Below are 26,139 nucleotides of genomic sequence, written 5' to 3' on the forward strand. Positions count from 1 at the left end.
GCCTTGTCCCGGCCATGACGTTCAGGCGGAGGGATCGGGGCGGCCTCAGCGTTCCGTCGCGCGGCGGCCGGCGGGGCGGATGTCGCCCTGTTGGATCTGACGCAGGCGGGCCACGTAGATCGGGCCGGCGGCCATCAGCACGCCCAGGACGTCGGCGCAGACGTTCTCGGGCGAGATGAGGTGGCCGGCGAAGCAGGGCGCGAGTTCGGAGAGCAGCACCACCCAGGCCGCCACCAGCGGGATGTCGCCGCGGCGGACGTAGGGCATGAGCGCATAGGCCAGGTTCACGCCCGCCCAGAAGATCAGGACGCGGGCGAGGAACGGCTCGGCGACGGGCGTGAGCGAGACCGCCAGGACGACGAGGCCCATGACGGCGGCCACCGGCACATAGAGCGGCCGGGGGATCGCGGCGAGCGCCGGGAGCTTGATCTGATGCCCGATCATCATCGGGCGCAGGATAGGCGGGAGCCCCTTCGCACAGGCTTAATTTTCAGGGTTGATCAAAGGTTCACCGGTTCGCGCTCCGCGCGCGGACCCTCGCGGCGCGCGGGGGCGGTGCGAAGGCCTTGCGCCGAGGCCCGCGACGGGCTTTGAGGGCGGGCGATGAGCAAGCTCTTCTTCGACCTCCAGGCGACCCACAATCCGCACCGCTGGTACCTGCCGATCACGCCCGAGATCTGCGTCGGGCCGCAGGGGAGCGAGTTCATGTTCGGCGGCGTCGGCATGGCCTCGGCGGTGGCGGCGCTGGAGCGCACGACCGGGCGGCCGGTGATCTGCGCGACGGCGCAGTACCTGGGCTATGCGCGACCGGGCAGCGTGGTCGACATCGACGTCTGGACGCCGGTACAGGGCAAGTACAACACCCAGGCCCGATCGATCAGCCACGTCGACGACAAGGAGATCATCACCGTCAGCGCCGCGCTGGGGGCCCGCGAGAGCCCGTTCGACGACCAGTGGGTCGAGGCGCCCAAGGTCCCGCCGCCGCAGGACTGCCCGGCGCGCCAGCACTGGCGCGGCGCGGGGGAAGGCGTGCATTCGCGCATGGACGTGCGGTTCGCGAAGGGGAAGTCGGGTTTCGACCGGGACGGCGCCGCCGAGCCGGACGGGCGGACGATCCTGTGGGCGCGGCCCAAGGACGACCTGGCGATCGACGCCACCATCCTGGCGGTGATGGCCGACTTCGTGCCGCAGGGCGTGGGCAACGCGCTGGGCCGCAACGCGGGCGGCAACAGCCTGGACAACACCCTGCGCATCCGCCGGATCACGCCCACCGAGTGGGTGCTCTGCGACATCAGCATCTCGGGCGTGGCGGGCGGCTTCGCGCACGGGTCGATGTCGCTGTTCGCGCAGAGCGGGGAGCTGATGGCGACGGCCAGCCAGTCGCTGATCGTGCGCGTGCGGGAGACCGCCGAGGACCGCTGACGCGCAATCGTGCGTCGCAACGCTCGCCTTGTGCCGCGCAGGGTGTAAGAAAACGGGCAAGATCATGCGCCGGCCTCGGGCCGGCCCGTGGAGCGCGGCGAATGGTTCATGACGCCCCAGACGGTGAACGCCCTGTTCGCGCCGAGCGGGTGAAGATCTGGTAGCGGTCCCGATCGAAGACCCTGCGGACCCCCGGCTCGAGCCGTACCGGGCGGTCCGCGAACGCGACCTCGCCGGCCGCGACGGGCTCTACGTCGCCGAGGGGCGGGTGGTGCTGGAGAAGGCGGTCGCGGCCGATCCCGCGGCCGTGGTCTCGGTGCTGGTCGCCGCGCACAGGCTGGAGGGCCTGGGCGAGGTGCTGGCCGGCCTGCCGGCGGCGACGCCGGTCTATGCGGCGGGGCAGGCGGCGATGGACGCGGTCGTGGGCTTCCCGATCCACCGGGGCATCCTGGCGCTGGTGAAGCGGCCCCGGCGGGATGCGGCGGCGCTGGTCGCGGGCCTGCCGGCGAAGGCGCTGGTGGTCGGGCTGGTCGGCATCGCCAACCACGACAACATGGGCGGCGTCTTCCGGAACGCTGCGGCCTTCGGGGCCGACGCGGTGCTGCTGGACGACACCTGCTGCGACCCGCTCTACCGCAAGGCCATCCGGGTCAGCGTGGGGGCCGCGCTGACCGTGCCGTTCGCCCGCGCCGGGGACGCCGCGGCGATGGGCGACCTGCTGGCCCGCGCGGGCTTCGACCTCGTGGCGCTGTCGCCGCGCGGCGAGGCCGAACTGGAGGACCATGCGCCAGGGCTGAGGACGGCGATCCTGTTCGGCGCCGAGGGGCCGGGGCTGCCGGACGCCGTGATGGCGCGTGCGCGCACCGTGCGGATCGCCATGGCCGGCGGCTTCGATTCCCTCAACGTGGCGACCACGAGCGGAATCGTCCTGCACAATCTGAGCGCGAAACGTCGCCGGCTTTAGCCCGCGCTTAACGCGTTCGGGCCGACAACGTTCGGCAACGCACGTTCCGGGGGGAGTGTATGCCGCGCGAGCGCTCGCGAGAGCCGATGGTCATGCCGCCGGGGCTGGAGGAGTCCCAGGCGGTGTTCGACCGCGCGACACGCCTGGCCCGCGCCCTGTTCGGGTCCGTCGAGGCCCAGATCACGCTCAAGATCGGCGACGGCTACTGGCGCAGCCGCACGGGCGAGACCGTGCGCGCCGCGCGCGGCGTCGAGGAGGTGATGGGCCGCGGCGAGATGGTCTGGATCGAGGACACCACGCAGGACGCCCGCGTCCGCGACGAGGCCGTGGTCACCGGGCCGCCCTACCTGCGCTTCTTCGCCGGCGCGCCGATCCGGCTGGAGGACGGCTCGACGCCGGGCGCGCTCTCGGTGGTGGGGCTGGAGCCGCGCGCCTACGACCGCGCCCTGGGGCGGCGGCTGGAGGACCTGGCCGACGTCGTCGCCGACGAGTGGGTGCGCGTGAACGCCACCCGCGCGCAGGCGGGCGCCGAGCGGACCATGTCGGCGATCGTCAACGCGATGCCGGTCTCGATGGTGCTGACCGACCGCGAGATGCGGCTGCTGTACGCCAGCCCGCCCTGGATCAAGGCGCGCGGCCTGGAGGGCCGGCCGGTGGTCGGGCGCACGCTCTACGACCTGCGCCCCGACATGTTCGAGCAGTGGCGCGAGGGCCTGGACTTCTGCCTCCTGGGCCACGCGCGGGCGATCGAGCGCCTGCAGATCCCGACGCCCGACGGCGGGACCGCCTGGGTGCGGGTGCAGCTCGCGCCCTGGTACGGCCACGACGGCGAGGTGGGCGGCCTGATCATCAGCTCCTACGAGATCACCCACATGGTCGAGGCGCTGGAGCGCACCGCGCGGTCGGAGGAGCGGCTGAAGCTGGCGGTCGAACTGGCCGAGTTGCACGTCTACGAGATGGACTACGTCCGCGGCGAACTGCTGAAGGTGGGCGCGGAGGACTCGTTCTACGAGGAGCCCAGCACCTACAAGGGCCTGCTGGAGAACATCTGGCGCGGGATCGACGCGCGCGACGTTGCCGACGTGCAGGCGGCCTGGGAGCGCCACGAGCGCGAGGGCGCGCCGTTCCAGCCCGAGCATCGGGTCACCCGGACCGACGGCCGCGAGGTCTGGGCGGCCGGGCGGGCGAAGCTGTTCGTCGACGAGGCCGGGCGGCCCCTGCGCCTGGTGGGGGCGCTGCGCAACATCACCGCCAAGAAGGCGGCCGAGCAGGCGCTGGTGCAGGCCAAGGAGGACGCCGAGGGCGCGAACCGGGCCAAGAGCGCCTTCCTCGCCACCATGAGCCACGAGATCCGCACGCCGCTGAACGGGGTGCTGGGCATGGCCCAGGCGCTGGCGGCGGACGCCGATCTGTCGAAGCGCCAGCGCGACAGGATCGAGGTCATCCGCCAGTCGGGCGAGAGCCTGCTCGCGATCCTGAACGACGTGCTGGACCTGTCGAAGATCGAGGCGGGCAAGCTGGCGCTGGAGACCGCGCAGTTCGACGTGCGCGAGGTCGCCCAGACGGTGCAGGCCACGTTCCAGGCCATCGCCGACATGAAGGGCCTCGACTTCGAGCTCAGCGTCGATCGCGTGGCCCGGGGCGTCTACGAGGGCGATCAGGTCAGGGTGCGCCAGATCCTCTGGAACCTGGTCTCCAACGCGCTGAAATTCACCGACAAGGGCGGCGTGAAGGTGCGCATCGGCCACGAGAAGGGCGCGCTGTCGCTCACCGTGTTCGACAGCGGCATCGGCATGACCGCGTCCGAACTCTCCGGCCTCTTCCGCAAGTTCGCGCAGGCCGACGCCTCGACCACGCGCAAGTTCGGCGGCACGGGCCTGGGCCTCGCCATCTGCCGCGAGCTGGCCGAGCTGATGGGCGGCGGCATCACCGCCACCAGCGCGCCCGGCATGGGGTCGACCTTCACCGCGCTGCTGCCGCTGAAGAAGGTGGCCAGGGCGCTGCCGAAGCCGAAGCCGGCGAAGAAGCCCAAGGCGGCGCCGGTCGCCGAGGCGCGGCCGGTCCGCGTGCTGGCCGCCGAGGACAACGCCATGAACCAGCTCGTCCTCAAGACCCTGCTGGAACAGGTGGGGATCGAGCCCGTGATGGTCGCCGACGGCCGCGCGGCGGTCGAGGCCTGGGAGCGCGAGCCCTGGGACGTGATCCTCATGGATGTGCAGATGCCGGTGATGGACGGCCCGACCGCCACCGCCGTGATCCGCACCCGCGAGCGCCATGAGGCCCGCGCGCGAACGCCGATCGTGGCCCTGACCGCCAACGCCATGAGCCACCAGATCGCCGAATACCTGCAGTCCGGCATGGACGCCTTCGTCGCCAAGCCCATCGAGGCCGGACGCCTCTACGAAGCGCTCCAGGCGGCCGTGGACGGCGGGGACGCTGCGCGGAGCGCGGTGGCGTAGGGGGTTGGCTCGCAGCGTGCCGGACGAGGGGTCGTGCCAGCCTTCCGGCGTCGATGGCGGGTCAGCGTCGTTTTGATTCAACCACGAACACGCACGAAGGCGCACGAACGCGTCGGGGATGATCTCGGCGCTGTGATCGCCCGTGGCCCGTTCGTGTATTTCGTGTGGGTTCGTGGTTCCGAATGACGGCGCCTGCGGCGCGCAGGAAGGTCGCGGAGATCGCAGAGGGCCGTGCCTTCCGCGCCCTCTGCGAAATCCTCTGCGTCCTCCGCGGTTCGATAGGGCGCCTGCGGCGCACACGCCCCTCGTAAGTCTGAGGGTGGATCATGGCTGGGCCGCCGTGCAGGCGGCAAGGCCTGCGTCGCCCCTCTCCCTGCCCTCTCCCCTCTCGCTTCGCGTGGGGGAGAGGAGATGGACAACGTCCGCTGGCGGCGCGTCAGCCGAATTCGACGGCGGAGAGGACCACGTCCATGACCGTGTCGCGGAACGCGACGCGGCCTGGGTCGCCCTGGGCGGCGCCGGCGGCCACCATGAGCGGCAGCAGGTGTTCCTCGCGCGGGTGGGCCTCGCGGGCGTGCGGGGCCTCGTCCCAGCGGGCGAGGGCGGCGTCGCGGGCGGCGGGGTCGGCGACCGCGGTCTCCAGCCAGGCGTCGAACGCCGCGGAGCGCGCGGTGAAGGCTGGCGTGAAGCCGCGCATGTTGTGCCAGCTCATGCCCGAGCCGACGATCAGCACGCCCTCGTCGCGCAGGGGCGCGAGGGCGCGGCCGGCGGCGAGGTGGGCGGCCGCGTCGAGGTCGGCCTTCAGCGAGAGCTGCACGACCGGGATGTCCGCGTCGGGCGTCACCAGCTTCAGCGGCACGAAGACGCCGTGGTCCCAGCCGTGGCCGGCGTCCTCGGCCGAGGCGATCCCGGCGGCGTCGAGCAGGCGTCGGACGCGCCGCGCGAGGCCGGGGGACCCGGGCGCCTCGAAGGTGAGCCGGTAGGTGTGCTCGGGGAAGCCGGAGTAGTCGTAGACCAGTTGCGGCCACTGGCCCGAGCCCACCGTGAACTCAGGCGCTTCCCAGTGGCCGGAGATGACGAGGATCGCCTTCGGCCGCTCGGGCAGGCGGGCGACCAGGCCGCGCAGGTAGGCGGCGGTGCGGTCCCAGGCGTCGGCCGGACCCCTCTGCCACTCCATGAAGAAGCAGGGGCCCGCGCCGTGGGGGAGGAAGACGGTGGGCAGGGTCATGGGCCTGGCCTGGGACCTTTCGCGGGACGGGATGTCAGGCGGCCTTCGCGGCGGGCTGGGCCGGGGCGATGGTTTCGATCCAGGCCGCGAAGGCCTGGCCGTAGGCGCGGAGGAACTCGGTCGTGGCCTCGTTCACCAGCTCGCCGCGGTCGTCGAAGAGCGAGAACGAATTGCCGATGTAGGCCTCCTGGCTGAGCAGCGGCACGTTCAGGAACACCAGCGACTGGCGCAGGTGGTGGTTCGAGCCGAAGCCGCCGATGGCGCCGGGCGACTGGCTGATGACCGCGCCGGGCTTGCCGTTCCAGACGCTCGCGCCGTAGGGACGCGAGCCCACGTCGATGGCGTTCTTCAGCGCGCCGGGGACCGAGCGGTTGAACTCGGGCGTGACGAACAGGACCGCGTCGGCCGCCGCGATCTGCTCGCGGAAGCGGACCCACTGGGCCGGCGGATCGGATTCGAGGTCCTGGTCGAAGTGCGGCAGGTCGCCGATCTCGACGATCTCGAACCTGAGGTCGGGCGTCAGCGCGGCGAAGGCCTTGGCGAGCTTCCTCGACACGCTGTCCTTGCGGAGCGAGCCGACCACGACGGCGACGGTGCGGGCTTGGGTCATGGGATGGGTCCCCTGCGAGAGATTGGGCGCCGATCGCTCGGCCTGGCGGGAAGATGGCCGCGCGCCAGGCTGTTGATAATCACCGCTGTCGGGACAACAGTGTCGCCGAACAGGAAACAATCGCATGGACCGCCTGGACGAGATCCGCGCCTTCGCCGCGGTGGCCGAAGCGCGCAGCTTCACGCAAGGCGCGCGCAAGCTGGACGTGTCGGGGGCGCAGGTCTCGAAGCTGGTCGCGCGGCTGGAGAACCGGCTGGGCCAGCGGCTGCTGAACCGCACCACGCGCGACGTGTCGCTCACCGACACCGGCCAGGCCTACCTGGAGCGGGCGCGGGACCTGCTGGAGCGGTTCGACGCCCTGGAGACGTCGGTGAAGGACCAGACGGGCCCGAGCGGCAACCTGAAGGTCTCGGCGCCGGTGTCGTTCGGCAAGAACCAGCTCACGCCGGCGCTCCTGGACTTCGCCTCGCAGTGCCTGGCGGTGTCGCTGGACGTCAGCTTCTCGGACCGGATGGTGAACCTGGTCGAGGAGGGCTTCGACGTGGCCGTGCGGATCGGCCAGCTCTCGGACTCGTCGCTGGTGGCCAGGCGGCTGGCGGCGGTGCGGATGGTGACCTGCGCGGCGCCGGCCTACCTCGCCGGGGCGGGCATGCCGGTGACGCTTGAGGACCTGGCGGGGCACGAGGCGATCCTGGACACCAACATGCGCGAGGCCACGCTGTGGCGGTTCGGGGCGCAGAGCGACGTCCGGGAGGTGCGGGTGCATGGGCGGCTGCGGTTCAACGGCGCCGAGCCCTGCGTGGCGGCGGCGGTGGCCGGGTTCGGCGTCGTGCGGACACCGGCGTTCGCGGCGGCCGAGGCCCTGCGGGACGGGCGGCTGACGCCCATCCTCTGCAACTTCGAACCCGAGCTGATCCACGTCTACGCCGTCTATCCGCACGCGCGGCACCTGGCGGCGAAGGTGCGCGCCTTCGTCGACTTCCTGGCGGCCCGCTATGCCGGCGAGCCCGAGTGGCACCAGGGCTGGGGGCGCGAGCACCCCCGGCCGTGAGCGCCTAGGCGAACGCCAGCCAGCGGCCGGCGGCGGCGGTCATGATCCAGACGAGGATGGCGGCGAAGGCCATGCCCTTCACGAACGGCCCGCTCTCCGGGCTGCGGCCCGAGGCGACCGACTGGATGACGGCGGTGAGCAGGATGACCCCCGCGAACGCCCAGGCGAAGCCCTTGTTGACCGGGTCGAGGTGGGCGAAGTCGTCGGCCTTGTAGACGAGGTGGGTGAGCACCTGCTGGGCCGCGACCATCGCCAGCATGACGCCGAGGTAGACGATCCGCGTCAGGCCGCGGGCGGCGAAGAGCACGATGAGGCCGCCCGCCATGATCACGTGCCAGAGGCCCGGGTTGGCGAGCTTCGCCTGCAGGAAGACCCAGACGGCGAACATGAAGACCGCCAAGCCGATGACGCCCATGATCCGCGAGACAGGACCCAGACGGCCGTCGTTCTTCGACGCCGGCAGCGTGATCGCGAACGTCATGATGATCCCGGCCAGCAGGCCGATCATCTTCGCGGTGAAGGCTTCCGAGGTGTAGAGCCGTTCTCCGTTCGCCGCGCCCATCAGGAGGCCGGTGATCAGGATCACGACAAGGCCCGCCCAGGTCCATCCGGCGAGGTTTCGATGCAGCACGCGCGGCGGCTCGTCGGTGAGGCCGACGCCGATCAGGCGCAGGTTCATGAGCACCGAGGTCCCCCCCAGCACGGCGAGCGCGAGCAGGTGGCCCACCTCGATCTGGGCGAAGGCGTAGACCGAATCCTTGATCGGCTTGCCCGGCAAGGTGTCGTCGAGGTTGGCCACCCAGCCCGCGAGCTGGGGGAACAGGTCCTGAGGCGCGAAGACGGTCATTGCTGCGGCGCTCCGAGGTCGAGGGCGCCGCTCTCCGAGGCCTTGCAGTCCTGGGCGACGTTGATCCAGTGGGGCAGGGGCTTGCCGCAGTTCGTCCAGTCGTAGGCGATGTAGCGGCCGAAGCAGATCACCAGCAGCCAGCTCGCCAGCGACAGGAAGGCCGAGATGCGGGCCTTGGCCGGAGGCTTCTCCAGGGTGTCCCACGCGGCGATGTCGCGTTGCACGCGATAGTGGAAGACGATGATGTTCACGAAGGCCAGCGCCAGGAACACCAGCTTCAGGCGGAACCAGATATTGTGGTAATAAAGCAAGGGTTTGGCGAAGAAGAGCGCCGTGCCCGTGGCCAGCATCATGACGATGCCGAAGATCGTCAGCGGCAGGATCCGGTCGCTGACCACCGAGACCGGCGTCTTCCTGAAGATGACGCCCAGAAGCCGCAGGTCGACCACGAAGATCGTGCCCGCGAACAGGATCAGCGTCATCACGTGGGTGCCTTCGAGCAGACCCCAGAAATTGAGCGAGCTCGCGAGCGCGTCGCTCCACGAGATGTCGATCTCGCCCGGGCCCTTGCCCAGCTCGGTGGCGAGCCACACCAGGAAATCACGGATCAAGTCGATGCGTCCCCCGCAAACATACCGGCCCTTCTATCGCGCCGGCCCGTCGTGTCCATGTCCGGTTTGCATCGCCGGCGAAACACTGTTGCGGGGAGGCTAGGTCGCGCCTCGGGGCGCGGCAAGCCGGCCGCGCTCGGCCCTTGATTTTCGGAGGCGCAGCGGGTGGTTAGGGGCATGAACCGCGGCCCCAGAGTCACCGTCGCCGGCGCGGGCGTGCTGGGCTGGACCACCGCGCTGTCGCTCGCCGACGCGGGCTGCGCGGTGACCATCTGCGATCCCGGCGGGCCGAACGCCTCCAGCGTGGCGGCGGGCATGATCGCGCCGGTGTTCGAGGCGGTGCTCGATGAGATGGCGCGGGGGCAGTTGGACCTGCTGATGGCCGCGCGCGACCTGTGGCCGGGGCTGGCCGGGCGGGCGGGCGTGGCGCTGGACCGGACGGGCGCGATGGCGGTCGGCGGGGACGACTGGCTGGAGGCGGTGGCGGCCGGGTTCGGCGGCTTGCAGATGCGGCCGACGGAGATCGGCGCCGCGACGGCGCAGGGGCTCGCGCCGGGCCTCGCGGAGGGTTTCGAGCGTGCGCTGCTGACGCGCGAGGACTGGCGCGTGGATGCGCCTGCCGCACTCTCGGCGCTGGCCCAGGCCGCGAAGGCGGCGGGCGTGACCTACGAGGCGCGTTCGGTGAAGGGACGCGGCGACGAAGACGTGCTGGTGGTCGCGACGGGCGCCTTTCAGGGGCTGGTCGACGCGGCGCCCGAGCTTTCGAAGCTGTCGCCGATCAAGGGGCACATCGTGCGCGTGGCGGCGGAAGGCCGCGGCGCGGTGATGCGGGGCGAGGGCGTCTATGCGGTCCCGGGTTCGGACACGGCCTTCGGGGCGACGATGGAGGCCGGCGTTTCCGATCCTGCCGTCGAGGGCGAGAAGGCGGCGCCGCTGCTGGCGGGCGGCCTTCGGCTCTTTCCCGGCCTGCGGGACGCGCCCGTGCAGATCGCGGCCGGCGTCCGGGCGGCCACGCCGGACGGGCTGCCGCTGGTGGGCTGGAGCGAGGCCGAGCCGGGGGCGGTCCTGGCGGCCGGCGCGCGCCGCAACGGCTGGCTGCTGGCGCCGCTGGTGGCCGGGATCGTGACGGCTTGCGTGACGGGGCGCGAACCCGGTCCCTATGCCGGGCGGATGGATCCGGCGCGGTTCCGGGCGTCTCTGTGGGACTGAGGGTTGGGGGTGACGATGAGCGGCTTCTGGTTCACCGACGAGCAGCAGGCGATCCGCGACTCGGTCGAGCGGCTGTGCGCGCGGTTCGACGCGGCCTACTGGCGCCAGACCGACGAGAGCGGGGTGTTCCCCGAGGCGTTCGTGGCGGCGATGGCCGAGGCGGGCTGGCTGGGCGTGGCCATGCCGGCCGAGCTGGGCGGCGCGGGGCTGGGGCTCACCGAGGCGGCGATCGTCATGCAGACGGTGGCCGAGAGCGGGGCGGGCTTCTCGGGCGCGAGCGCCATGCACCTGAACATCTTCGGCCTGATGCCGGTGGTGAAGTTCGGGACCCCGGCGCTGCGCGAGAAGGCGATCCCGCGGATCATCGCCGGTGAGGACAAGACGTGCTTCGCCGTGACCGAGCCCGACGCCGGTCTCGACACCACCAGCCTGACCACCCGCGCCGAGCGGACCAACGACGGCTACGTCATCCGCGGCCGGAAGATGTGGACGACCAACGCCCAGCGCGCGACCAAGATGCTGATCATCGCGCGGACCACGCCGAAGGACCAGGTGAGGAAGGCGACCGAGGGGCTCAGCCTCTTCTACACCGACTTCGACCGCAGCCGGATCACGGCCACGCCGATCCCGAAGATGGGCCGGAAAGCCGTTGAATCGAATGCGGTCTTCATCGACGACCTGCACGTGCCCGCCGAGGACCTGGTGGGCGAGGAGGGGCGCGGCTTCTACTACCTGCTGGAGGGGCTGAACCCGGAGCGGGTGCTGATCGGGGCCGAGGCGGTGGGGCTGGGCCGGGCGGCGCTGAGGCGGGCGGCGGGCTATGCGAAGGAGCGCGTCGTGTTCGGCCGGCCGATCGGCCAGAACCAGGGCGTCGCGCATCCGCTGGCCAGGGCCTGGGCCGAGCTGGAGGCGGCGAACCTGATGGCCTTCAAGGCCGCCGCGCTGCACGACGCCGGCCGCGACTGCGGGGCCGAGGCCAACGCGGCCAAGTACCTGGGCGGCGAGGCGGGTTTCCGCGCCTGCGAGGCGGCGGTGCTCAGCCACGGCGGCATGGGCTACGCCAGGGAATTCGACGTCGAGCGCTACTTCCGCGAGTCGATGATCGCCCGCATCGCGCCGGTGAGCCGCGAGATGATCCTGAACTACATCGCCGAACGCGTCCTGGGTCTGCCGAAGAGCTACTGAACGGGCGCAGGTCCTGCATCGTATGTTCTCTTTTTGTTCCTGACTTTCGAGCTGGGCCGTGAGAGGGTGGCGCCTCCCCGAAACACGTCCAGCCGGAGTCGCCATGCCCAGCCCGCCCCGTAGCGTTCCCGACGGTCCCGAAGATGTGTGGGACGCCGCCGCCCGATGGCGCGGCCGTTGAGTCGGTCGCTGGCGCTCCTGCGTTTCGTCCACATGCTGACGCAGATCGCAGCCCTCGCGGTTGTCGGCGCCGCGGCGACGTTCGCGTTGGTCGTGGCAGGCCTCTGGTGGCTCTTGTCCCAGGCCCCGACAAGCTACGTCTACGAGATCGAGCCCAGCCCCGACCGGACGATCAGTCTCGTGACGGAGGCCAGCGTTGAGGTGGCGCCCACGGCCGACACCGCGTACGACGTCTATCTTGTCGGCGGCGCGTTCACGCCGCGCGTCCAGCTCGGCAGGTACTTCCATGGAGGCCCTGAGGCCGGGGACGGGTGGCGGGAGGACAGGCGTGTGAACGTCTGCATGCTGCGCTATCCCTTCACCGGGCCTGGGGACGCTGCGGAGCTGGTCGCGAACGTGAAAGGCGCCCGCGGCGACGTCGCAAGCGTGCGGGTCACCAAGGACTGCCCACCGCCCGTCCTGAAGTCATGGAAATGGCGATGGGGCTGAAGGGCGCGGTCATGTTCGTGGCGGTCGCGGCGACGTCGGGATGTATCGAGCCCGCGCCGCGTGACACCCATCAGTATCGCTACCCGTCGCCCGATCGGCGCGTCGCCGTGGTCGTTACGCCGGACGGACGCCAGCGCGCCGCGCCCGGACGGCGCAACGATGTCTATCTGGAGGGCGAACGACTTGCGACCGAAGGCCCGGGCTACGCCCCCAACGACCGCATCCGCCTGGGCAGCTTCGAGGGGCTCTGGTCTCCCGGCGCCATCGCCTGGATCGACGAGACGACGGTGAACGTCTGCCCGTTGGAGGGGCGCCCGGCGGTCCCGAAGAGGATAAACGTCCTCGGCCAGGGCGAGCGCCGAACGTACCTCGTCACAACCGACTGTCCGGACCTCCTGCGCAGGGCGGGATCCTGACCGAGCTTGTGGGGGTCCCGGAAGCCGCCTAGAGGCCGTTAGGGCCTGCGGCTGGTCGGCGAGAGGCGGCAAAGCCCTCTCCCCCTTGCGGGGAGAGGGTTTGGGAGTGGGGGTGTCGGCGCAGCGGTCGAAGGCGAGCACCCCCACCCCCGACCCCTCCCCGCAAGGGGGAGGGGAGGCCGTGAGATATGTTTCTCCACAACTTCAATTCCTGACCCCGGCTCGCGCGGTGTCCGAAAGACCCTCAGTCCCTGACAGCCTCTAGTTCCTGGGGATGTAGCCGTCGTGCACGACACCGGCCGCGACTGCGGGGCCGAGGCGAACCCGTGCTGGGCCTGCTGAAAAGTTGCTGAAGCGGCGCTCGTTCCGCACTGGAAGTTCTTATTTTGTTCTTGAACTAGAGCTGTGCCGTGAGTAAGGTGGACGTCTCCCCGAAACGCGTCCAGCTAGAGTCGCCCATGCCTCGCCCGCCCCGCGGTGTTCCCGACGATCTCAGGAGGTGGGGGGACATCGCCGTCCCCCTCTTCAGGCTGGTCCGTTTTGCGGCTCTTGTGGTTGCGGGTCTCTTTGCGACCTATGTCGTCGCTGCGGTGGCGTTCGCCTACCTGCTCACAGGCGGCTTCGCTTCGATCTACAAGTACTATATCGAGCCCAACCCTGATCGCACGGCCAGCTTGATCACCAGGGTGGACCTGGGCGGAGGCGTGACGATCAGCGCGACGAGCGAAGTCTGGATCGCGGGAGACCGCTTGGATCGCATTGCCGAAGTCGGTTCATACGACCATGGGGGCTTCGAGACCGGCGACGGCTGGCTCGACACGCGAACGGTCAACGTATGCATGCTGCGTTATGCCCTCGGCGATCCGGGCGAGGTTCCGCGGTCTGTTCGCGTGGCCACGTCCGGCGGCGAGGTGCTGACGATCGGTATCCGCCGCGATTGCCCGCCCGAAGTTATCCGCGAGAGGGAGGGCGGCGCGCCATGACGCGACGGTTCCTGCTTGGCGGCGTCCTGGCCCTCGCCGCCTGCATGCCGACGACCCATTCGTACCGATATGTTGCGCGCGACCATCCCGTGAGCGTGGTGGTGGAGCCGACAGGCCAGCGGGTCGCCAGGCCTGGCCGCCGCAACGACGTTTTCCTGCTGGGGGAATTCAATGTCGACACGCCGACTGGCGGCCGCCTGGTTGAGGATCGTGTCCGGCTTGGCAGCTTCGCCGGGCTCTGGAACCCTGCCGCGATCGCCTGGATCGACGATACGACGGTGAACATATGTCCGCTGGCAGGTTCGCCGACCGTGCCGGCGACGGCGACCGTTCGGGTGAGCGAGACCGAGCGGAAGACCTACAGGATCACGACCGACTGTCCGGCCGCGCTCCGGAACGCTGCGCGTCGGAGAAGCGAGGCGTCAGGCCCGTCGGGGCGCTCCTGAGAACGGCGCCTCGGCAGGCCCGCCGGGCCGGTCCTACTTCAGGCTGAACCGGATCGGGATGACGACCTGGCCGCCCTCGACGGGCTGTCCGTCGACCGTCTGCGGCCGCATCCTGAAGAACTTGGCGAGCTTGAGGGCGGCGGCGCCGAAATCGGCGTCGGCGGTCTCGGAGGCGACGCGGCAGCCCGTGAGCGAGCCCGACGCGGTGACCGTGCAGGCGAGGGTGGCCACGCCTTCGGTCCCCAGCCGCACGGCGCGGTCGGGATAGTAGCGGGCGAACTCCTCGGGGCCAGGGCGCTTCAGCCAGTCGGGGCGGCCGATGACCGGCGGGCGTGGCGGCGTCGGTGTCGCGTCCGCCACTTCGAACGTGGGGGGCGACAGGACCGGGGCGAGCGGGAGGTCCTTCGGCGGCGGGTCCTGGGGCAGGGGCGGGACGGAGATGTCGTCGGGCACGGGCACGGGATCGTGCAGCCGGATCGGCGGCTTCTCGACCGGCGTCGGCGGCGGCTTGTCGCGCAGCGTGACGACATCGACCCTGATCGGCGGCGCCTCTTCGACGACGGGCGGCTTCGGCGGGGCGAACTGCATCATCGCCAGGTAGGCGGCGACGCAGGCGTGGGCGCCGAGCGAGACGGCGACGATGAGGGTGGTCTTCCTCGACAGCGGCCGGTGGGCGGGCTCGAAGTCGAAGGGGGTGGCCTGGCGGATGACCATGGGAACAGCTCCAAGCGGTTTACGCGTGTAAGCTGATACGGAATTACAGCCGTAATGTGGCGAGATCGGGCGGGCTTCGCGACGCCCAGTTCAGCAGGGTTAACGGCGGATTCACCATGATCGGCGACTCCTGCCGCCATGGCCGTCCAGGGCATCCGGGGCATCGTCGAAGCCGCCATCCAACGCGCCTCCCAGGCGACGGGGGTTGATTTCGGATTCCTGATGAAGACCGCGGGCCGCGAGAGCAGCTTCAACCCGCGCGCCCAGGCCTCGACCTCGTCGGCCGCCGGCCTCTTCCAGTTCGTCGAACAGACCTGGCTCTCCACGCTGAAGCAGCACGGGACCAAGCACGGCTACGCCCGCTACGCCGACCTGATCACCCGGGGCTCGGACGGGCGCTATCACGTGAACGGCCCGGAGGCGCGCCGGGCGGTGATGGACCTGCGCCTCGATCCGCACGCCGCCTCGCTGATGGCGGGCGAACTGGCCTCGGACCACGCGGCTTATCTGAAGGGGCGGACCGGACGGGATCCCACGGCGGGCGAGCTCTACGCCGCGCACTTCCTGGGCCCGCAGGGCTCGGCCAGGCTGATCAACGCCGTCCAGAGCCAGCCGGGCGCCTCGGCGGCGTCGCTGTTTCCGGACGCGGCGCGCTCGAACCGCTCGATCTTCTATCGCGACGGCCGCGCGGCGACGGTGGGCGAGGTCTACGCGAACCTGACGAGGACGGGGGGCGGCCAGGCGATTTCCCCGTCGTCGGCCGAGGACGCGGATGCGGCGGACGGGGGCTTCATCCAGTACGCCTCGGCGCGCCGGCTCTCGCGGCAGCGCGAGCAGGAAGCGCTGATCGCCATGATCCTGCGCGGCTCGCAGCCCTCGGACCAGGTGGGCGTCGGCAGCCGCCTCACCGGCTCGCTGTTCACCAGCGAAATGCTGAAGATGCTGAGCGACGGCCGCGATAGCTGAGGCCTTCGCCTGCGCGAGGCGCGCCTCACCTCCACACGTGTCATCCCGGTTTCGCCCCCGCTGTCATCCCGGTTTCGCCGCAAGGCGAAGACCGGGACCCAACCTTCCGGTGCTCTGGCCCTGGTCGCCAGGGCCACCCGCCAACCATCGATACGCCCGACGGTTGGGTCCCGGTCTTGGGCTCCGCCCAAACCGGGATGACAATCGGGGGCGAAACCGGGATGACGATCGGCGGCGGGGCCCGGTCGGGGGTCAGCCCGCCGCGGCGCCGGTCTCGTACATGGCGTCGATGTCGGCGTCGGCGTAGCCGAGCTCCTTCAGGACATCGCGGGTGTGTTCGCCGAGCTTCGGCGAGCGCGGCCGCACGGCGACGTCGGCGCCCGGGAAGCGCGCGGGGGCCGCGACCGAGCGGAACGTGCCGCCCTGGCCGTCCTCGATCTCGATGAAGGCGCCGGCGGCGGCGATCTGCGGATCGGCGGCGACCTCGGCCGGGACCTGGAGCGGCGCCCAGACGAGGTCGGCGTCGTTCAGGCGCCGGGCGATCTCGGCCATCGGCAGGGCCGCGAAGGCCGCCTCCAGCTCGACGGCCAGGTCGCGGGCGTTGGCGCGGCGGGCCTTGCCGCTGGCGAAGCGCTCGTCGGTGACCAGGTCCTCGCGGCCGGCCGCATGCAGGAACTTCTCCCAGCCTCCATGGCCGCCGCGCGGATTGTGGACGAACCAGTGGCCGTCCGAGCTCTTGAAGTGGTTGGCGAGCGCGTTCATCGGGTTGTCGCGCGAACGCACCGAGGCGACGCGGCCGAACTTGAGCTGCACGGCGAGGTCCGATCCCCACAGGTAGACGCCGGTGGCCAGCAGCGAGGTCTGCACCAGGCGGCCCACGCCGGTCTTCTCGCGCTCGTAGAGGGCCGCCAGGATCGCCGAGACGGTGGCGAGCGAGGTCGAGTGGTCGCCCATGCCCGAGGTGCGCATGAAGGGCTCGGCGCCCTTCGGCGCGGTCATGTAGGCGATACCGGAACGGGCCCAGAAGGCGGTGACGTCGAAGCCGGGCAGGTGGGCGTCGGGGCCTTCCAGGCCGTAGCCGGTGATCACCGCGTAGACGAGGCGAGGGTTGGCCTTGCGCAGGGTGGCCTCGTCGAGGCCGTACTTCCTGAGCGAGGCGGGGCGGGTGTTGGTCAGGAAGACGTCGGCGGTCTCGGCCAGCTTCGCCAGGGCGTCGCGGCCGGCCGGCTTGGTGATGTCGAGGACCACGCCGCGCTTGCCGCGGTTGTCGACCTCGAAGGTGGGATTGGCGCCCAGGTCGTTCTTCAGGTCGGCGAATACGTGGCGCATGTTGTCGCCCTCGGGCCGCTCGACCTTGATCACCTCGGCGCCCCAGTCGCCCAGGATGGCGGCCGTCCCCGGACCGGCGATGTAGGCGGTGAAATCGACGACCTTCAGACCTTGCAGCAACACGCTTGACCTCCCCCGAGCCTTTCCTGAAAGGCCCCTCAAAACTCCAGGATCGAGCGCGCTCACGCCTGAAGGTGGCCCAGCCTTCGACGAATGCGCCCGCGCCGCGACCCTAGCCGAGATGACGGGGCGGCGCCCAGAGTGCGAATGTCAGGCGACGGCGGCGCGATCGTTCGCGGGCGGGTTGGTGGCCAGCGCCTCGGCGAGGGCGCGCGCGGCGGCCGGAATCGCGATGGGGCGGCGCAGGAGGCTGTCGGCGCCGGCGGTCAGCGCCGCCTCGGCGTCGGCGACGTCCTGGCCGACCAGGGCCACGACGGGGGTTGCGCCCGCGCCGCCGGGCAGGGCGCGGAGCGTCGGGATGGCGCCGAGGTCGCCGCAGACCACCAGGTCCAGGTCGCAGATCCGGGCGAGCTCGACGGCGCGGGCGGCCTGGGCGGTCTGGACGACCTGGTGGCCGAGCTGCTCGAGGCTGGCCCGCAGCGCGGCGGCGGCCAGCGGGTCGGGCTCGAGGGTCAGGATCCGCAGGCGGCGGGACGGCGCCTCGGCCTCGGGCGCGGCGGGGGCGCCGCCGACGATGGCGAGGAGCTCGTTCACCGCATCCAGCGCCACGCCGATCTGGCCGCGGGAGGGTGCGGCCCGGCCGCGGGCGGCGGCGGCGAGCACATGGGCGACTCCGGTCAGGCCGTCTCGGAGCTCTTCGGACAGGGTGTCGGCGAGCTCGGCCTTCACGCGGGCGAACCGGCGGGCGGCCTCCGCCTGTTCGGCGCGCTCGGCCAGCAGGTGTTCGCGCTCGGCGGCCAGCGCGTACTGGGCGCGCAGGATGCGGTTGACCAGGAGCGCGACGGCCAATGCGAGCGCCGCGGCGGCGAGGCCGAGGCGCGCGGTGTTCGCATCCTCGGGATGCGCGAAGAGGGCGGCGAGCGGGCCGGCCAGGGCGGCGGGCGCCACGATCAGCAGGCTGGGCAGCCAGGGCGTCGTGAACGCGGTGCAGATCATCGCCGCGCCCAGCGCCAGGAGCAGGAGCGTCTCGCGCGCCGGGCCCGCGAAGTGGGCGAAGGCGGCGACCGAGGCGACCGCCGCCGCCCAGACCAGGCCGCCTGCGACCTGCATCCGCGCGCGCCGGCGCAGATCCGCCGCAGCCGGCGTCTTCAGCCAGTTCACGAGGCCGTAGAAGGCGGCCCAGCCGATCGCGAAGACGCCCAGGCAGGCGCTCATCCAGGCGGCGTTCGGGGCGTGGCTGCCGGCCCAGACGAAGATCGGCGCCGAGACGCCAAATCCCAGCAATGCATAGGGAAGCAGGGCCGCCTGGGCCTGCATGCCCTGCTCGCGGGCAGTGAACGCGAACGCGGGGTCGGCGGGCTTGGCGAGCGTCACGGGCGGCCTCTTCGCATGCGGGGCCGGCAGCGTAGGGATCCGCCCCTTGGCGGCGCTTTAAGCGAAATCCTTAATCCACAGATTCGCGCGGCAACCTCTCGTTAAGGCGCGAGTCGGCAATCTCGAATCGCGGGACTCCGGACGCGGTCCGGAACGGGTCTGACCTGGGGCGATTTTGGGAACGATGGCGACAACGCGATCAGCGCTGACGGACGAGGACATCCGTACGCTGGTGAAGGGCGCCACCCCGGACGAGCGCGCGCTCGCGGCCCGCAAGCTGTGCGGCGCCATGGACCACGCCCCCCTGTCGGACGGCGACCGCGCGCTGGCGGCCGACATCCTGCGCGTGATGGCGGCCGACGCGGCCGAACTGGTGCGCAAGGCGATCGCCGAGACGCTGCAGGCCTCGGCCGTCGTGCCGCGCGACGTGGCGCTGAAGCTGTCGCGCGACGTGGAAAGCGTCTGCCTGCCGCTGCTCACCCATTCGCCGGCCTTCTCCGACGAGGACCTGGCCGAGATCGTACGGCTGGGCGGGCCGGTCCGCCAGGTGGCCATCGCCAAGCGGCCCGAGATCTCGCGCACGGTCACCGACACCCTGGCCGAGCATGGCGGCGAGCGGGCGATCGCCACCGCCTGCGCCAACCCCGGCGCGGACTTCACCGAGACCGCGCTGCAGCGCGTGGTCGACCGGTTCGAGCAGTCCGAGCGGGTGCTGGCCGCCGTCGCCTATCGCCAGGTGCTGCCGCTCTCGATCACCGAACGGCTGATCGGCCTGGTGACCGATCAGGTGCGCGAACACCTGGTGAGCCATCACGCGGTGACCGCCGAGGCGGCCCTCGCCCTCGCCACGGGCGTCGCCGAGCGCGCGACGGTCGACATGGTGGACCAGGCGGGCAAGACGGCCGACGTGCGCGGCTTCGTGGCCCACCTGAACAGCGAGCGGAAGCTGACGCCGTCGCTCCTGCTGCGGGGGCTGGCGCATGGGCACATGGCCTTCTTCGAGCATGGCGTCGCCGAACTGGCCGGCGTGCCGCATCACCGGACCTGGCTGATGATCCACGACGCGGGCTCGCTGGGCCTGCGGGCGATCTATGAGCGGGCGGGACTGCCGGCGCGGCTGTTCCCGGCGTTCCGCGCGGCGGTCGACACCTTCCATTCGGTGGAGTTCGACGGCGGCCCGCGCGACCGCGAGCGGTTCCAGGAGCGGATGCTGCAACGCTTCCTGACCCAGCCGGACACCGCCGCCCGGGAGGACGTGGACTACCTGCTGGAACGCATGGACCGCGCCGCCGTCATCGCGAAGGCCACCGCGAAGATCGCCTGAGCTTGCCTTCCGCGCGGTCAGGGTCCCAAGCTGACGGGATGAGTGAAGCGCCCCGCCAGCCGGCCGAGATCAAACCCGCCGCCACCATCCTGCTGCTGCGCGACGAGCCGCAGTTCGAGGTGCTGATGGTCAAGCGGCATCACCAGGTCGACTTCGCGTCGGGCGCCCTCGTGTTCCCGGGCGGCAAGACGCATGCGGGCGACACCGATCCGGCATGGGCCGACCACTGCGTGGGCTGGGCCGCGTTCGACGACGAGCAGCGGACGCTGCGGATCGGCGCCATCCGCGAGGCCTTCGAGGAGGCGGGCATCCTGCTGGCGGAGCACTCCGACGGCCGGCACTTCGCCGACGCCTGCGAGCTCTCGGTGCGCGAGCAGGTGGACCGGGGCGAGGTGGCGTTCCTGAACGTGGTGAAGGGCCTGGGCGTGCGGCTGCGGCTGGACGCGCTCACGGTGTTCGCGCGCTGGATCACGCCCACCATGATGCCGAAACGGTTCGACACCTGGTTCTACGCGGTGCGCGCGCCGGCCGACCAACTGGCGGTGTGCGACGGGCGCGAGGCGGTGGACGCCGAATGGATCGCCCCCGACGAGGTGCTGCGGCTGGCCGACGCCGGCGAGCGGACGGTGATCTTCCCGACCCGGATGAACGTGCAACTGCTGGCCGAGGCGTCGAGCGCCGAGGACTGCGTGGGCCGCGCCGAGGCGCGGGAGCTGGTGACGGTGCTGCCGGTGGTCGAACTGCGCGACGGCGCGCGCTTCCTCGTGATCCCGCCGAACGCCGGCTACGGCGCCGTCGCGGAGGCGATGGACCGGGCGCAACTGGCGATGAAGGTGTAGCTGCCGCCAGGCAGGCGCGGCGCGCCGCTCACCCAGGAACGTCATCCCCGGCCCTGTGCCGGGGATGACGTTCTGGGAGGGGGAGCTGGAAGCGCGGAAGGTGCTCGCGCGCCCCTCGCGAACCCGGCTTCCGACCGGCGCCTAGGCGCCGAATTCCTTGATGCGGCCTTCCAGCTCCTGGACGAGGACCTTCCCGACCGGGTGGTCCTCGGTCTTGATGTCGTCGCGGGCGCAGGCCTTGATGGCGTCGATGTGGGCGTCGATCAGGCCGATGGGCGCCTGGAGGCGCTTGGCCTTGTCGTCGATCAGGCGGCAGAGCAGGCCGGCGATGCGGGTGATCAGCGGGAAGCCGTAGGTGGCGCCGAGGCCCTTCAGGTCGTGGGCGCGCAGGTAGAGGCTTTCCATGTTGTCGGCGGTCGGGCCCTGGACATGCACCGTCTGGCGCGCGCCCTCGAGCTTGGTGATCTCGTCGTTCAGCCACTGGGTGAAGTTGCCGGACAGGCTCTTCAGCGCGGCTTCGGCCTTGGCGATGGCGGCCGGGTCGATGGCGCCCAGTCGACCGCCGCCGACCTTCAGGCGCAGGGCGTTCGGGGCCTGGATCATCTGGCCGGGCTTGGCTTCGCTCACGTGACTCTCCCCACCGACAGGCGCCCGAAGCCTAGGATGGACGGGTTAACGGGCGGTGTCGGGTTCCTTTCCCGCTGGCGGGAAGGGCGGGCTCAGACCGAGAACTGCTCGGCCAGCACCCGTTCGCCCAGGCTGCGGCCGGCGTCGAACAGCATGCAGACCTGCACGTTGCGGTCCTCGGCGATGTAGACCTCGAGCACGTTGGGCGCCTCGAAGTTGTCGGCCACGGCGCTGACCGGGCGCTTGGCGCCCTCCAGCACCTCCAGCCGGATGCGGGCCTGGTGCGACAGCAGGGCGCCGCGCCAGCGGCGGGGCCGGAACGCGCTGATCGGGGTCAGCGCCAGGATCTGGCTGTCCATCGGGATGATGGGGCCGTGGGCCGAGAGGTTGTAGGCGGTGGAGCCCATCGGCGTGGAGAGCAGCGCGCCGTCGCAGATGAGCTCGGGCATGCGCACCTTGCCGTCGATGGAGATGCGCAGCTTGGCGGCCTGGCGGGTGGTGCGCAGCAGGCTGACCTCGTTGAAGGCGATGGCCTCGTGGCTCTGGCCGCCGACGTCGACGGCGTTCATCCGCAGCGGGTGGATGACGGCCTGCTCGGCGGCGTTGATGCGGCCCAGGAGGTCGTCGTCGGCGAACTCGTTCATCAGGAAGCCGACCGAGCCGCGGTTCATGCCGTAGATCGGCTTGCCCTGGCCCATCAGCGCGTGGACCGTCTCCAGCATGAAGCCGTCGCCGCCGAGCGCCACGATCACCTGTGCGTCGTCGACGCCGGCGTCCCCGTAGCGGGCCGCCAGGCGTTCCCGCGACTCCTGCGCTTCAGGGCGGGTGGACGCGACGAAGGTGACGCGGGTGACGAAGGCGGATCGGTTCATCGGGGGGCATAACCGCCGAACCGTGGCCGCGTGTCAAACGACGGTTTGACGTCGGTCAGGCGGCCGAGAGCGAGCGTGCGGCCTGGCGGAACGCGGCGCCGGCGACTTCGGGCGTGACGGGCGCGAAGGCGACCGAGGCCTTGCGGGCGCCGTCCGAGCCGCCGCCGGGGCGGCCGTCGTTGAGCTTGCGCGTCATCTCCAGGATGTCGGGGAAGACGCTGCGGTCGATGCCGACGGCGGCGCAGGCCAGCGCCAGCAGCTCGGGACGGTCCGAATCGATGGTGGCCTGGACGTGGACCTGGTCGAAACGGCCCAGCATGGCCAGCGCGGCCGAGAACAGGCCGAGGCGGCCTTCGCGGAGCGCGCGGATGAGGTAGCCCGGCCGGAGCTGGCCGGCGGCGTGCAGCTTGTCGATCAGCCGCCGCTCCATCGCCTCGCGTTCGCCGTCCCGCGTCGTTCGCGGCTGGGCCTCGGAGGCGGGGACGGCGACGATGTCGTGGTGGCCCTCGTTGATCGAGGCGGCGAGCGCCTGGTCGAGGATGCTGACGTCGAGGCGGAAGCGGTCGGCGAGGCCCTGGCGCAGCGCCAGGCCCACCCAGAGGTAGAGGCGCTTGGCGAGCTGGCCGGTGAGCTTCGGATGCTGCGACAGCGGCGTGCGCAGCGCCGCGATCTGGCGGGCGGCCTCGACCAGTTCCTCCATGTCGGAGGGCGAGAGGTCGGCGGTGGGGTTGCCGGCGAGCGCGGTCAGCACCGCGGGCTCGGCCTGCTCGAGGATGGCGCCGACGACGGCCTGCGAAAGGTTCGGGCGGCGCGCGACCTCGATCTGGTGCTCGATGGTGGCCTCGACCAGCAGGCGGACGAGGTCGAGGTCCTTCAGCACCGGGCTGCCGGCGATGATCGGCCGGGCGATCTCGATGTCGTCGAGGGCGAGCACGTTGACCAGCGCGTTCGGCGCCCAGTCGGCTTCGGCGAGCTTCTCGGAGAGACGGCGGCGGATGTCGCGCTCGGCCTCGACCACCAGGCTCATGAAGATGGACGACAGCAGCGCCTGGATCGCGCCCGACTTCATGACGTCGCCGGCATGCGGCGCTTCGCACAGGTCCGCGATCGCCAGGAGCAGGCGTTCACGATCCGCCGGCTGGCGGCTCTTGGCGAGATCGAGCAGACTTCCGCTGCTCATCGCGAGGCTCAAGCCAAATCCCCCTAGATCCGACACCCTGAATTCGGCGGTTCGACTCTGGGGCTCGCGAGTGAAGACATGCTTAAGGACAAGGTTGAAGGGGAGGTAACCATACCATGGCCGAGCCGCTGATCCTGGCCCTGGACCAGGGCACCACGTCGACGCGCGCGATCCTGTTCGCCGCCGACGGCGCGGCGCTCGGCGAGGCGGGCCGGCCGCTGGAGCAGCACTATCCGCACGACGGCTGGGTCGAGCACGACGCCGAGGAGATCCCCGCCGCCTCGGTGGCGGTGCTGCGGGAGGCCGTCGAGAAGGCCGGCCGGTCGATGGCGGAGGTGGCGGCCATCGGCGTCACCAACCAGCGCGAGACGGTGGTGGTGTGGGAGCGGGCCACGGGCCGGCCGATCCACAGGGCCATCGTCTGGCAGGACCGGCGCACCGAGCCCGTCTGCGCCCGGCTGCGCGACGCGGGGCGGGAAGGGCGGGTCACGGAGATCACCGGCCTGCTGCTCGACCCCTACTTCTCGGGCACGAAGCTGGCGTGGCTGCTGGACCACGTTCCGGGCGCGCGGGCGGCTGCGGAGGCGGGCGAGCTGCTGGCCGGCACCATCGACGCCTGGGTGATCTGGAAGCTGACCGGCGGCAGGGTCCACGCGACCGACGCCACCAACGCCTCGCGGACGCTGCTCTACGACATTCGCCGGCACGCGTGGTCGGCGGAGATGGGCGCGATGCTGGGGGTTCCGCTCGGGATGCTGCCGCAGGTGCGCGACTGCGCCGGCGACTTCGGCGAGACCGAGGCGGGGCTGCTGGGCCGCGCGATCCCGATCCGTGGCGTGGCCGGCGACCAGCAGGCGGCGCTGATGGGGCAGGGCTGCATCAACCCCGGCGAGATGAAGGCCACCTACGGGACCGGCTGCTTCATGCTGCTGAACACGGGCGAGGCGGCGCCGGTGAGCCAGGCGCGGCTGCTGACGACCGTGGCGGCGCAGGTGGGCGGGCGCACGACCTATGCGCTGGAGGGCGCGATCTTCATCGCGGGGGCGGCCATCCAGTGGCTGGGCGAGGGCCTGGGCGTCCAGGGCGGGCCGCAGGCCGCCGAGGCGCTGGCGGCCAGGGCCAACGACGACCTGGGCGTGGTCCTGGTCCCGGCGTTCACCGGCCTGGGCGCGCCGTGGTGGGACGCCAACGCCCGCGGCGCGCTGTTCGGCCTGACGCGCGACGCGGGGCTGGCCGAGATCTCCCGCGCCGCATTCGACGCCTGCGCGTTGCAGACCCGCGACCTGATCGAGGCGATGCGGGCCGACGCGCCGCAGGCGTTCAAGGGCGACGTGGAACTGCGCATCGACGGCGGCATGTCGCGGAGCGGCTGGTTCAGCCAGCGGCTGGCCGACCTCACCGGCGTGGGCGTGAGCCGCGCGACCTACCAGGAGACGACGGCCCTGGGCGCGGCGCTGTTCGCGGGCGTGGGCGCCGGCGTCTACCGCGACGTGGCCGAGGCGGCGGGCGCGCGGCCGCGGACCGAGGGCTACCGCCCAGCGATGGCGTCCGACCCCCGCGAACGCGCCTACGCCCGCTGGCTGGACGCCGTGAACCGGGTGCGGACGACCTAGAGCAGGCGGACCCGCGGCTTGATGCCCATCGAGCGGCCGGCGAGGCGGCCGACGGCGGCGGCGTGGGCGAAGCCGCGGGCGCGCGCGGCGGCCAGCACGGCCTCGGCGGCGGCAGGCGCGCAGGCGATCAGCAGGCCGCCGCTGGTCTGCGGGTCGGTGAGCAGGTCGCGCCTCCAGTGCGGAACGGGCGAGAGCTCCTGCACCAGGTCCTGGTAGCTGTCCCAGTTCCGCGTCGAGGCGCCCGTGCGCACCCCCGAGCGGACCAGCCGCTCGACGCCCGGCAGCAGGGGCGTGCGGTTCACCTCGATGTCGGCCAGCAGGTTCGCTCCCTGGGCCATCTCCAGCGCATGACCGATGAGGCCGAAGCCGGTGACGTCGGTGACCGCGTGGACGCCGTCCATGCCGGCGAGGTCGCCGCCCAGGACGTTGAGCTGCGTCGTCGTGGAGATCAGGGCCTCGTAGCCGCCCGGCTCCAGCCGCTCCTGCCGGAAGGCGGCCGACAGCACGCCGACGCCCAGCGGCTTGGTCAGGATCAGCGCATCGCCCTCGCGGCCGCCCTTGTTCGTCAGGATGCGGTCGGGGTGGACGAGGCCCAGCGCCACGAGGCCGTAGATCGGCTCGGCGCTGTCGATGGTGTGGCCGCCCGCGACGGGCACGCCGGCCGCGGCGCAGACCGAGGCGCCGCCGGCCAGGATCCTGCCGATCGCATCGGGCGACAGCTTGCCGACCGGCATGCCCACCACCGCCAGCGCCAGGATCGGCCGGCCGCCCATGGCGTAGACGTCGGACAGGGCGTTGGTGGCGGCGATGCGGCCGAAGTCGAACGGGTCGTCGACGACGGGCATGAAGAAATCGGTGGTGGCGACCAGCGCCTGCTCGTCGTTCAGCCGCCAGACGGCCGCGTCGTCCGAGGTCTCGGTGCCGACCAGCAGGTCCGGGAAGGCCGCGGCCTGCGGCATCCGGCTCATGATGTCGCGCAGGACGCCCGGCGCGATCTTGCATCCGCAGCCCCCGCCATGGGCCAACGACGTCAGGCGTACAGTCTCGAGCATACCGGCTCTCCCCCAGAGCAAAGCGCGCT

The 26,139-nt window shown here is 71.6% G+C and carries 26 protein-coding genes; 14 read left to right on the plus strand and 12 right to left on the minus strand.

Features of this window, described 5'->3' with window-relative positions; all coding sequences use genetic code 11:
• Window positions 1-45: 45 nt before the first annotated feature.
• A complete protein-coding gene (locus KF737_RS19600; protein ID WP_296459123.1) occupies window positions 46-447 on the minus strand; it encodes a hypothetical protein in 402 nt (133 codons plus the stop codon).
• A gap of 156 nt (window positions 448-603) precedes the next feature.
• Here KF737_RS19600 and KF737_RS19605 point away from each other — a divergent pair, with 156 nt between their 5' ends.
• From KF737_RS19605 to KF737_RS19615, 3 genes are all read left to right on the plus strand, one after another.
• A complete protein-coding gene (locus KF737_RS19605; RefSeq protein ID WP_296459126.1) occupies window positions 604-1,422 on the plus strand; it encodes an acyl-CoA thioesterase II in 819 nt (272 codons plus the stop codon).
• A gap of 157 nt (window positions 1,423-1,579) precedes the next feature.
• Window positions 1,580-2,386, plus strand: a complete 807-nt coding sequence (locus tag KF737_RS19610) for an RNA methyltransferase (protein ID WP_296459236.1) — start codon at window positions 1,580-1,582, stop codon at window positions 2,384-2,386.
• Window positions 2,387-2,445: 59 nt separating this feature from the next.
• Window positions 2,446-4,845, plus strand: coding sequence for an ATP-binding protein (locus KF737_RS19615; RefSeq protein ID WP_296459129.1), 2,400 nt, complete (start codon window positions 2,446-2,448; stop codon window positions 4,843-4,845).
• Between the two features lie 436 nt (window positions 4,846-5,281).
• On the opposite strand, the gene KF737_RS19620 is transcribed toward KF737_RS19615, so the two are convergent.
• Entirely contained in the window at window positions 5,282-6,073 is a 792-nt protein-coding gene (locus KF737_RS19620; protein ID WP_296459132.1) for a class III extradiol ring-cleavage dioxygenase, read from the minus strand.
• A 34-nt stretch (window positions 6,074-6,107) separates the two neighbouring features.
• The gene (locus KF737_RS19625) at window positions 6,108-6,683 is read right to left on the minus strand and encodes an NADPH-dependent FMN reductase (RefSeq protein ID WP_296459135.1); all 576 of its coding nucleotides are present in this window, start codon (window positions 6,681-6,683) and stop codon (window positions 6,108-6,110) included.
• Window positions 6,684-6,807: 124 nt separating this feature from the next.
• Here KF737_RS19625 and KF737_RS19630 point away from each other — a divergent pair, with 124 nt between their 5' ends.
• Complete coding sequence (locus tag KF737_RS19630) at window positions 6,808-7,734, plus strand: LysR family transcriptional regulator (RefSeq protein ID WP_296459137.1); 927 nt, start codon at window positions 6,808-6,810, stop codon at window positions 7,732-7,734.
• Window positions 7,735-7,738: 4 nt separating this feature from the next.
• On the opposite strand, the gene KF737_RS19635 is transcribed toward KF737_RS19630, so the two are convergent.
• Both KF737_RS19635 and KF737_RS19640 read right to left on the minus strand, forming a co-directional pair.
• Entirely contained in the window at window positions 7,739-8,581 is an 843-nt protein-coding gene (locus KF737_RS19635; RefSeq protein WP_296459140.1) for a DUF6644 family protein, read from the minus strand.
• A complete protein-coding gene (locus tag KF737_RS19640; RefSeq protein WP_296459142.1) occupies window positions 8,578-9,192 on the minus strand; it encodes a DUF6644 family protein in 615 nt (204 codons plus the stop codon). The genes KF737_RS19635 and KF737_RS19640 overlap by 4 nt, the downstream gene beginning before the upstream one ends.
• A 177-nt stretch (window positions 9,193-9,369) precedes the next feature.
• Between KF737_RS19640 and KF737_RS19645 the strand changes: the two genes are divergently transcribed.
• The 6 genes from KF737_RS19645 to KF737_RS19670 all read left to right on the plus strand — a co-directional run bounded on the left by KF737_RS19645 (window position 9,370) and on the right by KF737_RS19670 (window position 14,100).
• Window positions 9,370-10,401, plus strand: a complete 1,032-nt coding sequence (locus KF737_RS19645; protein ID WP_296459144.1) for an FAD-binding oxidoreductase — start codon at window positions 9,370-9,372, stop codon at window positions 10,399-10,401.
• A 15-nt stretch (window positions 10,402-10,416) separates the two neighbouring features.
• The gene (locus KF737_RS19650; RefSeq protein ID WP_296459147.1) at window positions 10,417-11,586 is read left to right on the plus strand and encodes an acyl-CoA dehydrogenase family protein; all 1,170 of its coding nucleotides are present in this window, start codon (window positions 10,417-10,419) and stop codon (window positions 11,584-11,586) included.
• 213 nt (window positions 11,587-11,799) lie between these two features.
• Complete coding sequence (locus tag KF737_RS19655; RefSeq protein ID WP_296459152.1) at window positions 11,800-12,255, plus strand: hypothetical protein; 456 nt, start codon at window positions 11,800-11,802, stop codon at window positions 12,253-12,255.
• Window positions 12,240-12,671: a hypothetical protein gene (locus KF737_RS19660; RefSeq protein ID WP_296459154.1), complete on the plus strand. Its 432-nt coding sequence runs from the start codon at window positions 12,240-12,242 to the stop codon at window positions 12,669-12,671. The genes KF737_RS19655 and KF737_RS19660 overlap by 16 nt, the downstream gene beginning before the upstream one ends.
• Window positions 12,672-13,261: 590 nt before the next feature.
• Window positions 13,262-13,654, plus strand: a complete 393-nt coding sequence (locus KF737_RS19665) for a hypothetical protein (RefSeq protein WP_296459157.1) — start codon at window positions 13,262-13,264, stop codon at window positions 13,652-13,654.
• Window positions 13,651-14,100, plus strand: coding sequence for a hypothetical protein (locus KF737_RS19670; protein WP_296459159.1), 450 nt, complete (start codon window positions 13,651-13,653; stop codon window positions 14,098-14,100). Before KF737_RS19665 ends, KF737_RS19670 begins: the two co-directional genes overlap by 4 nt.
• Window positions 14,101-14,133: 33 nt before the next feature.
• Here the strand turns inward: KF737_RS19670 and KF737_RS19675 are convergent, their stop codons facing one another.
• Window positions 14,134-14,814 (minus strand): energy transducer TonB, encoded by a 681-nt coding sequence (locus KF737_RS19675; protein WP_296459161.1) that lies wholly within the window; start codon window positions 14,812-14,814, stop codon window positions 14,134-14,136.
• A 138-nt stretch (window positions 14,815-14,952) separates the two neighbouring features.
• On the opposite strand from KF737_RS19675, the gene KF737_RS19680 reads away from it, so the two are divergent.
• Entirely contained in the window at window positions 14,953-15,780 is an 828-nt protein-coding gene (locus KF737_RS19680; RefSeq protein WP_296459164.1) for a transglycosylase SLT domain-containing protein, read from the plus strand.
• 252 nt (window positions 15,781-16,032) lie between these two features.
• Here KF737_RS19680 and KF737_RS19685 read toward each other — a convergent pair whose 3' ends face one another.
• Complete coding sequence (locus tag KF737_RS19685) at window positions 16,033-17,232, minus strand: CaiB/BaiF CoA-transferase family protein (protein ID WP_296459168.1); 1,200 nt, start codon at window positions 17,230-17,232, stop codon at window positions 16,033-16,035.
• Window positions 17,233-17,379: 147 nt separating this feature from the next.
• Window positions 17,380-18,603, minus strand: a complete 1,224-nt coding sequence (locus KF737_RS19690) for a hypothetical protein (protein ID WP_296459171.1) — start codon at window positions 18,601-18,603, stop codon at window positions 17,380-17,382.
• A gap of 184 nt (window positions 18,604-18,787) precedes the next feature.
• On the opposite strand from KF737_RS19690, the gene KF737_RS19695 reads away from it, so the two are divergent.
• Window positions 18,788-19,927, plus strand: coding sequence for a DUF2336 domain-containing protein (locus KF737_RS19695; protein ID WP_296459173.1), 1,140 nt, complete (start codon window positions 18,788-18,790; stop codon window positions 19,925-19,927).
• A gap of 38 nt (window positions 19,928-19,965) precedes the next feature.
• Window positions 19,966-20,766 (plus strand): NUDIX domain-containing protein, encoded by an 801-nt coding sequence (locus tag KF737_RS19700; protein ID WP_296459176.1) that lies wholly within the window; start codon window positions 19,966-19,968, stop codon window positions 20,764-20,766.
• A 141-nt stretch (window positions 20,767-20,907) separates the two neighbouring features.
• Here KF737_RS19700 and KF737_RS19705 read toward each other — a convergent pair whose 3' ends face one another.
• The 3 genes from KF737_RS19705 to KF737_RS19715 all read right to left on the minus strand — a co-directional run bounded on the left by KF737_RS19705 (window position 20,908) and on the right by KF737_RS19715 (window position 23,445).
• Window positions 20,908-21,369 (minus strand): Hpt domain-containing protein, encoded by a 462-nt coding sequence (locus tag KF737_RS19705; protein WP_296459238.1) that lies wholly within the window; start codon window positions 21,367-21,369, stop codon window positions 20,908-20,910.
• Window positions 21,370-21,485: 116 nt separating this feature from the next.
• The gene (locus KF737_RS19710) at window positions 21,486-22,265 is read right to left on the minus strand and encodes an NAD kinase (protein ID WP_296459179.1); all 780 of its coding nucleotides are present in this window, start codon (window positions 22,263-22,265) and stop codon (window positions 21,486-21,488) included.
• Window positions 22,266-22,320: 55 nt separating this feature from the next.
• On the minus strand, window positions 22,321-23,445 hold the full coding sequence (locus tag KF737_RS19715; RefSeq protein WP_296459182.1) for a DUF2336 domain-containing protein: 1,125 nt from the start codon (window positions 23,443-23,445) through the stop codon (window positions 22,321-22,323).
• Window positions 23,446-23,561: 116 nt separating this feature from the next.
• On the opposite strand from KF737_RS19715, the gene glpK reads away from it, so the two are divergent.
• Window positions 23,562-25,058, plus strand: a complete 1,497-nt coding sequence (glpK, locus tag KF737_RS19720) for a glycerol kinase GlpK (protein WP_296459187.1) — start codon at window positions 23,562-23,564, stop codon at window positions 25,056-25,058.
• On the opposite strand, the gene selD is transcribed toward glpK, so the two are convergent.
• Window positions 25,055-26,110 carry a selenide, water dikinase SelD gene (gene selD / locus KF737_RS19725; RefSeq protein ID WP_296459190.1) on the minus strand — a complete coding sequence of 352 codons (1,056 nt, stop codon included), beginning with the start codon at window positions 26,108-26,110 and terminating at the stop codon, window positions 25,055-25,057. The two genes, glpK and selD, sit on opposite strands and share 4 nt — an antisense overlap.
• Window positions 26,111-26,139 lie beyond the last annotated feature (29 nt).

The sequence above is a fragment of the Phenylobacterium sp. genome, from assembly GCF_019636135.1.
Classification (GTDB): Bacteria; Pseudomonadota; Alphaproteobacteria; order Caulobacterales; family Caulobacteraceae; genus Phenylobacterium.

Excerpts from the sequence above, each read along its gene's own strand:
- KF737_RS19600 (WP_296459123.1), bottom strand. The coding sequence starts at position 447 with ATGATGATCGGGCATCAGATCAAGCTCCCGGCGCTCGCCGCGATCCCC.
- KF737_RS19605 (WP_296459126.1), top strand. The coding sequence starts at position 604 with ATGAGCAAGCTCTTCTTCGACCTCCAGGCGACCCACAATCCGCACCGC.
- KF737_RS19615 (WP_296459129.1), top strand. The coding sequence starts at position 2,446 with ATGCCGCGCGAGCGCTCGCGAGAGCCGATGGTCATGCCGCCGGGGCTG.
- KF737_RS19620 (WP_296459132.1), bottom strand. The coding sequence starts at position 6,073 with ATGACCCTGCCCACCGTCTTCCTCCCCCACGGCGCGGGCCCCTGCTTC.
- KF737_RS19625 (WP_296459135.1), bottom strand. The coding sequence starts at position 6,683 with ATGACCCAAGCCCGCACCGTCGCCGTCGTGGTCGGCTCGCTCCGCAAG.
- KF737_RS19630 (WP_296459137.1), top strand. The coding sequence starts at position 6,808 with ATGGACCGCCTGGACGAGATCCGCGCCTTCGCCGCGGTGGCCGAAGCG.
- KF737_RS19635 (WP_296459140.1), bottom strand. The coding sequence starts at position 8,581 with ATGACCGTCTTCGCGCCTCAGGACCTGTTCCCCCAGCTCGCGGGCTGG.
- KF737_RS19645 (WP_296459144.1), top strand. The coding sequence starts at position 9,370 with ATGAACCGCGGCCCCAGAGTCACCGTCGCCGGCGCGGGCGTGCTGGGC.
- KF737_RS19650 (WP_296459147.1), top strand. The coding sequence starts at position 10,417 with ATGAGCGGCTTCTGGTTCACCGACGAGCAGCAGGCGATCCGCGACTCG.
- KF737_RS19655 (WP_296459152.1), top strand. The coding sequence starts at position 11,800 with ATGCTGACGCAGATCGCAGCCCTCGCGGTTGTCGGCGCCGCGGCGACG.
- KF737_RS19660 (WP_296459154.1), top strand. The coding sequence starts at position 12,240 with ATGGCGATGGGGCTGAAGGGCGCGGTCATGTTCGTGGCGGTCGCGGCG.
- KF737_RS19670 (WP_296459159.1), top strand. The coding sequence starts at position 13,651 with ATGACGCGACGGTTCCTGCTTGGCGGCGTCCTGGCCCTCGCCGCCTGC.
- KF737_RS19675 (WP_296459161.1), bottom strand. The coding sequence starts at position 14,814 with ATGGTCATCCGCCAGGCCACCCCCTTCGACTTCGAGCCCGCCCACCGG.
- KF737_RS19680 (WP_296459164.1), top strand. The coding sequence starts at position 14,953 with ATGGCCGTCCAGGGCATCCGGGGCATCGTCGAAGCCGCCATCCAACGC.
- KF737_RS19695 (WP_296459173.1), top strand. The coding sequence starts at position 18,788 with ATGGCGACAACGCGATCAGCGCTGACGGACGAGGACATCCGTACGCTG.
- KF737_RS19700 (WP_296459176.1), top strand. The coding sequence starts at position 19,966 with ATGAGTGAAGCGCCCCGCCAGCCGGCCGAGATCAAACCCGCCGCCACC.
- KF737_RS19705 (WP_296459238.1), bottom strand. The coding sequence starts at position 21,369 with ATGATCCAGGCCCCGAACGCCCTGCGCCTGAAGGTCGGCGGCGGTCGA.
- KF737_RS19710 (WP_296459179.1), bottom strand. The coding sequence starts at position 22,265 with ATGAACCGATCCGCCTTCGTCACCCGCGTCACCTTCGTCGCGTCCACC.
- KF737_RS19715 (WP_296459182.1), bottom strand. The coding sequence starts at position 23,445 with ATGAGCAGCGGAAGTCTGCTCGATCTCGCCAAGAGCCGCCAGCCGGCG.
- glpK (WP_296459187.1), top strand. The coding sequence starts at position 23,562 with ATGGCCGAGCCGCTGATCCTGGCCCTGGACCAGGGCACCACGTCGACG.
- selD (WP_296459190.1), bottom strand. The coding sequence starts at position 26,110 with ATGCTCGAGACTGTACGCCTGACGTCGTTGGCCCATGGCGGGGGCTGC.